General features: G+C 40.1%; 6 protein-coding genes. All 6 read right to left on the reverse strand.

Features of this window, described 5'->3' with window-relative positions:
- Positions 1-46 precede the first annotated feature (46 nt).
- Entirely contained in the window at positions 47-1,111 is a 1,065-nt protein-coding gene (mtnA, locus tag AC2JBO_RS41800) for an S-methyl-5-thioribose-1-phosphate isomerase (protein ID WP_496959521.1), read from the reverse strand.
- Positions 1,112-1,236: 125 nt separating this feature from the next.
- The gene (gene dxs / locus AC2JBO_RS41805; RefSeq protein WP_496959522.1) at positions 1,237-3,144 is read right to left on the reverse strand and encodes a 1-deoxy-D-xylulose-5-phosphate synthase; all 1,908 of its coding nucleotides are present in this window, start codon (positions 3,142-3,144) and stop codon (positions 1,237-1,239) included.
- Positions 3,145-3,545: 401 nt separating this feature from the next.
- Positions 3,546-4,442, reverse strand: coding sequence for a hypothetical protein (locus AC2JBO_RS41810; protein ID WP_496959523.1), 897 nt, complete (start codon positions 4,440-4,442; stop codon positions 3,546-3,548).
- Between the two features lie 401 nt (positions 4,443-4,843).
- Entirely contained in the window at positions 4,844-5,149 is a 306-nt protein-coding gene (locus AC2JBO_RS41815) for a hypothetical protein (RefSeq protein ID WP_496959524.1), read from the reverse strand.
- Positions 5,150-5,315: 166 nt separating this feature from the next.
- Complete coding sequence (locus AC2JBO_RS41820; protein ID WP_496959525.1) at positions 5,316-6,296, reverse strand: aromatic ring-hydroxylating oxygenase subunit alpha; 981 nt, start codon at positions 6,294-6,296, stop codon at positions 5,316-5,318.
- Between the two features lie 28 nt (positions 6,297-6,324).
- On the reverse strand, positions 6,325-6,500 hold a 176-nt coding region (locus AC2JBO_RS41825; protein WP_496959526.1), incomplete at its 5' end, for a TetR-like C-terminal domain-containing protein.

A 6,500-nucleotide genomic window follows, 5' to 3' on the forward strand; every position in this document is an offset into this window, starting at 1 on the left:
TGAAGGTGTTGGGTTCCGCAAAGCCTCCACCCAACCTACGATTGTTCTATACGGGTTGTAGTTGTTTTGATTTTGCTAGGTCTTTGGGAGCAAATACGCCGTTTTCGGTAATTATCGCTTCTACTAATTCGGCAGGTGTAACATCAAAGGCGGGGTTATAGTAGTCTACGCCGATGGTTGGTGTAATAATGGTTTCGCCGATTTGATAAATTTCTGTGGGGTCACGTTCTTCGATGGGTATTCTGCTACCGTCTGCAAGGTCAAAATCTATTGTAGAAAGCGGCGCCGCTACAAAGAACGGTACGTTATGAGCTTTTGCTACTAGTGCCAAACTATACGTGCCAATTTTATTTGCTGTGTCACCATTAGCTGCTATACGGTCGGCGCCTACGACTACAGCGTGTATTAACCCTTGTTTCATGCAGTGTGCTGCCATACTATCAGTAATTACCGTAACAGGTATACCTTCTTGTGTACATTCCCACGCTGTTAATTTGGCGCCTTGTAACCTAGGACGGGTTTCATCAGCGAATACTCTTGTTAATCTACCTTCACGCCATGCTGAACGTACCACACCCAATGCTGTACCATATCCAGCAGTAGCTAGGGCACCTGCGTTGCAATGAGTAAGTAAAGTTAATTTGTGTGGATTTGCGGGTAGCGCTTTTAACCCGTTATCGCCAATAGCTTGACAAGTTTGTAAGTCTTCTACTTGAATTGATTGGGCGGTTTCGAGGAGCGCTTTTCTAATATCGTCAACAGTACCTAACATTTCATATGCTACTTTCATTGACCGTGATATTGCCCAAGACAAATTAACTGCGGTGGGACGAGTCGCACGTAGCATTGCGGCAACTTTTTCTAACTCAGCTAAAAAGACATCGCGCTTATCTGTTTTTATTTCTCTTGCACCCAAATACATACCATATGCCGCAGCTATTCCTATCGCTGGGGCGCCTCGAACTATCATAGTTTTGATAGCGCGCGCCATATCGTCGCTACGGTGAATTTCTACAAGTGCGTATTCGTATGGTATGCGGGTTTGGTCGATAAGTGAAACGGTGTCGTTATGCCATATTACGGAATATACTTGGCTGTTAGAAGGATTCATGGTTAAAAACTTGGGCTGGACAGCGTAAAAATAATAATTTAGTCACGGGTGGAAAATAGCGCATCCGTGACTTAAATTTACATGATATTTTGATTGATGGTCAGGCGGGACGCCTAACCTACGTGTTAACTGACTACTGAAAGCTCTTTTTTGAAGAAAGCTTGCATAATAGTGTCAGCCATTTGTGGACTAGTTAAACCGAGTTGGGCTTTTGATTCGTTTGGCTCTGCGTGTTCCACTAAAATATCGGGAATGCCAATACGTTTCACCGGAACTACAATATCCGCGTCTAAGAGCGCTTCGGCAACGGCAGTCCCAAAACCTCCCATTGTACAACCTTCTTCAAGGGTAACAACACGCTTGATTTTTTTAGCTAGTGGCAGTATTAACTCTGTATCTAACGGTTTAGCAAAACGCGCGTTAATTACGGTTGCTTGAATACCGTGTTCTGAGAGAACTTCGGCGGTTTGCATGGCTGGGTACACCATTGTACCGTATGCCACAAGCAATACGTCATCGCCGTTACGAAGAATTTCACCTTTACCAATTTCCAAAGGTTCCCAACCTTCTTCCATCAAAGGTACACCGTAACCGCTACCGCGCGGGAATCGCATTGCAATTGGACCACTGGTATGATTTACGCCAGTAACAACCATACGCTGCATTTCGGCTTCGTCTTTAGGCGCCATTAATACCATATTGGGGATACAGCGCAGGTAAGCAATATCATACATACCTTGGTGTGTGGGACCATCCGAACCAACGATACCTGCCCGGTCAAGACAGAAGAACACAGGTAAGTTTTGGATACATACGTCATGAACAATTTGGTCGTATGCTCGTTGCAGGAAAGTTGAGTAGATGCAACATACAGGACGTATTCCCTCAGTTGTAAGTCCTGCCGCTAATGTTACCGCGTGTTGTTCAGCAATACCCACATCTATATATTGATTTGGGAGCTTTTGCTGAAGTTTATCTAATCCTGTACCAGTTGCCATTGCCGCAGTAATACCAATAATTTTTGGATTTTGCTCGGCAAGTTTAACAAGGGTATGAGCAAATACTTTATTATAACCAGGTGGTTTAGGTTTGGTCGAAGGGATCGCTTTGCCAGTAGTCAGGTTAAATGGAGTTTGAGCGTGATATCCAACTTGATCTTTTTCGGCTACTTCGTACCCTTTACCCTTGATTGTGGCAACATGAACTAAAACAGGCCCAGGAATTTGATGCGCGCTATTAAACGTTGATATCAGTTCTTCCAAATTATGTCCATCGACTGGCCCCATATAGGTAAAACCGAGTTCTTCAAACACTGCTCCAACTTTAGGCACCGCTAACCGCTTCATCCCTTCTTTAATGCGTTCTAGTTCCGGAGAAAGGGACTCACCTACAAACGGTAAGTTTTTCACCTGTTCCTCAAAGTTATCAGTGATGAACTGCATTGGAGGAGAAAGCCGCATTTTATTGAGGTAGCGGGGGATGGCGCCAACGTTTGGAGAAATAGACATCTCGTTGTCGTTGAGAACTACCAGTAAATTCGTTTTTGGCAAGTGTCCAGCATGGTTAATAGCTTCGAGTGCCATACCTCCCGTCAAGGCGCCATCACCGATGATAGCAGTAACTTTGAACTTTTCGCCTTTGATATCGCGCGCTAACGCCATACCCAAAGCAGCGGAGATCGAAGTTGAAGCATGTCCGGCGCCAAAATGGTCAAATTTATTTTCGCCGCGTTTGAGATAACCCGCGATACCGTCTTTTTGCCGCAGCGTATCAAAATTGCTATAACGCCCTGTAATCAGTTTATGAGGGTAGGCTTGGTGTCCAACGTCCCAAATAACTTTATCGCAGTCTAAATCAAGTGTTTGATAAAGCCCAAGCGTCAATTCTACAACACCCAGACCAGGTCCTAAATGCCCACCAATTGCCGCAACTGTTTGGAGGTGCTTGTCACGAATTTGGCGGGCGATTTGTTGCAACTGTCGAATTGATAAACCGTGCAACTGGTTGGGATGGGTGATATCACTCAGGTGCATACTATACGGTTTTCCTCTCTAATATTTCTTTTTTTGATTTTCCCACGCTCAGGTAGCTCCCTATATCTGGTAGATTGCAACTATTTTTGCGGGTAAATGTATTTTATCTTACAGAACTAACGTTAGCTATTCATGGCTTATCTAAATTTATGGTTACTGGCAATGTAGTTTACATTCACGCAAACTTACGCGCACTCATGTTTCAGTATTATTAATGATTATATTATTTTTATGAGTATTACAATTTACCTCAAAAAAAGTTTCAAAATGCGAAAAATATATTAATGGTTAATAAATATTTTCTTTATATATTGTTTAAGGGGAAGGAAAGAAAACCTTTACCCCTTAGTTATTACCCCTTAACGATTACCTCTTAGTTATTACCCCCTTAGTATTTGCCGCTATTTTACTTTTATCGGTTGAGGTTTGATGTTCTGTCCTTCAGGGGGACTAAACCAAAATGCCAAATCTGAACCCTGTACCACAATTTCACCTTCGATAGTTTGGATGTAAAGTCTTCCTTGATAAATACTTAGGACGTTACCAGTTGTTTTTGAACTATATTTTGTACTATTAAGCACAAGAGTTTGCTGTGCTTGTTTGCTTTCCTGATTAACTTGAGCTTCACTCAATAGCATATTTTGGACAACAATCTGCAAGTTTTCATGTGACTTATCCTCTTCTACAATCGCTGGCAGAGAATTTTGTTGAATATTTTCCTTGACAAAAGTATGTTTTTGTGGTGGTAAAGAGTCAAAAGATTTGCGTGTTGGCGCCAGCCAAGCTATTCGGGAACAATTGTGAATAACGACATCAGAGCCATAGGTTTTAATAAAAACAGTCTCGTTACTTAGTGCAATATCTTTAATAGGTTGCCAACCTTCAGGGTTAAAGACAAGTAAATTCAGGCGTTTTGTGCCATCTATGTCTTGATTAGTGTTACGTTGCCAGTACTGCCATAGTTCATTAGCTTCAGCGTAATTAATCTGATAGCCTCTTGGAATTGGGTGGTATTCATAGCGCATTAGCTCATTTACCAGTTTCCCTGTTGGCATTAAACTGTTTTCCAAGAGAATTTTATTAATCAGTTCCCAATAATTAGAATTTTGGCGTACTAAAATAATTTTAAATTGACTAGCTATGTTAACAGATGCAAGCATTACACCTTTTTTGGTAAGTAGCTGAATTGTCTCACCAACAGGCTCCACACGTAGGTTATTATTGAAGCCAAGCTTATTTTTACCTTGAATATATTCTTTAATTAATGAAATATCGTCGAATAAATTTACTGTGTTCATTTTCTTACCCTAGCAATTACTATATATTTGCTTATGTTTTACTAAACCCAGATACCAATATGTTTGGGTTATGGGGCATAGGGGAGGCGCCCTATTTTCTCCTTACAAAATTTAGTTTATACGTCCGGATAATCAATGTATAAATTTATAGTATTGCTTATGGTAGTATTTTTACGTACAAAATGTGTAGAGACGTTACATGTAACGTCTCTACCTAACATTTATCTGAAAATTTTGCTGCGTAGAGACGCGATTAATCGCGTCTCTACAACACACGATTTTACAAATAATTTAGGACTGCTATATAAATTTAAAAAGGCATTAGGTAGCGGTCAAACTTCCCAATGCCTTATTCCGAATAATTTAGTTTAAGTTAATTAAATTATTGGCTGACTATATTATTATCTATATTCCCTATGCGCATCACGTTGACGACGAATTTCTTGTTGACGACGAAGTTCTTGTTGACGACGAAGTTCTTGTTGACGACGAATTTCTTGTTGACGACGAATTTCTTGTTGACGACGAAGTTCTTGTTGACGACGAAGTTCCTGCTGATGACGAAGTTCCTGCTGATGACGAAGTTCTTGTTGATGACGAATTCTAACATCGCGAGCATCTTGTGCAGAAGCTGGAGAAGCTGCAAAGCCACCAATTGCTAACAAGCTAGCTGTACCAATAAGAATCAAAGATTTCAACTTATTCATATCTGTGGTTGTTTTTGTAAAGTGAATTAAAACTTGTTTGATTCAAGCTATGTTTTAATAATAAAGATGAGGTGCAATAAAGCGCATGAATCTAAAGTCACCACTTCAGCATGAGTAAAATCACGTTGCTTTATTCATACACATAATCGCACAAGCATGACTTTTTTCACCCTTTTGTAAGAGAGGGGGCAGTTGTAGACCAATCAAAATATAATTTTCTGACCCAATTCCAAGGTTGTTCGTTGGGCAACCGCATTTTCGGCTCAAATCTAGGATAAAGATTCTCAATTACATGAGCATCTTGGTGTAATACGTCATCTCCAGCTTGAATTAGTAACTTATCTATCATTGGGTTGAGAATACCAAGTGACCTAGAGCGGTAAATAAGCATAAACGTGCGAGTTTTATTTTCAGATTCGGGATAAATTACGAAAACGTCACATATACTGCCAAGTGGGGTATCTGAATAAAATGCCACAATTGAAGGAAAATAATTTTTAGCAACTGCCTTAATCGATTTTGGATAAGATAATAGCAATGGGTTTTGAATATATTCAGCAAATGTGTTATCTTCTCGTATTTGCTGCAAATTCACTATAGAAAAGTAATAAGAGTGAGAAAACGAATCGATTTTAATATCTTTGAACTTGAATAAATCACGATGCGTTGCTTTAGCATGATTAAAATCGTGATTAACTTCTAATGCGTAAAGTAACGGCGCCTGAATACTAAAGTCACCAGATACACCAGCAAAGTAATATTCACTTTCTATTTCTTCCATCGCATTGGGAATTGAAATTTTCGGTTCAGCATTAGCATAAGTCCAAACCCAGTTTCCCCGTACTATTATTTCTAATTTATTGGCAAGGGGTTTTGATATTTTTTCATCACGAACAATTGCCCTTCCCTCACCGTCAAACTCTACACCATGATAGGGACATGCTATCGTATTCGTCTTGCTACAAATCCAACCATCTGAAAGCTTGGCGCCTAGATGAGGGCAAACATTATCTAATGCCGAAATTTCACCTTTCTCGTTTTTCCACAAAACATAATCTTGCCCACAAATTGTAAATAGCTTTGGCTTATTTACAGCCAGCATCGATTTGTGAGCAATTAACCAAGGGGCGCCGGGTAAATTCCACATATAATTTTATATATATTGTAAAGATGGATTACTTACGTTCTATTGCGTTAATTAATGTCTCAACTATCCACTCGAAACTATCGTCAACTGATTGTGAAAACAAAAATAATCCTGCTTTGTCTGCTAAAACAAATCCGTGCAGCGTTGTGTTAAACATCCGCGCAGCATGAATCGTTTCATCTTGACTTAAAGCAAATCCTCCAA

It is taken from the genome of Calothrix sp. CBUCES-K 9914 (genome assembly GCF_059640475.1).

Coding starts and splice junctions, on each gene's coding strand:
- mtnA (WP_496959521.1), bottom strand. CDS start 1,111: ATGAATCCTTCTAACAGCCAAGTATATTCCGTAATATGGCATAACGAC.
- dxs (WP_496959522.1), bottom strand. CDS start 3,144: ATGCACCTGAGTGATATCACCCATCCCAACCAGTTGCACGGTTTATCA.
- AC2JBO_RS41810 (WP_496959523.1), bottom strand. CDS start 4,442: ATGAACACAGTAAATTTATTCGACGATATTTCATTAATTAAAGAATAT.
- AC2JBO_RS41815 (WP_496959524.1), bottom strand. CDS start 5,149: ATGAATAAGTTGAAATCTTTGATTCTTATTGGTACAGCTAGCTTGTTA.
- AC2JBO_RS41820 (WP_496959525.1), bottom strand. CDS start 6,296: ATGTGGAATTTACCCGGCGCCCCTTGGTTAATTGCTCACAAATCGATG.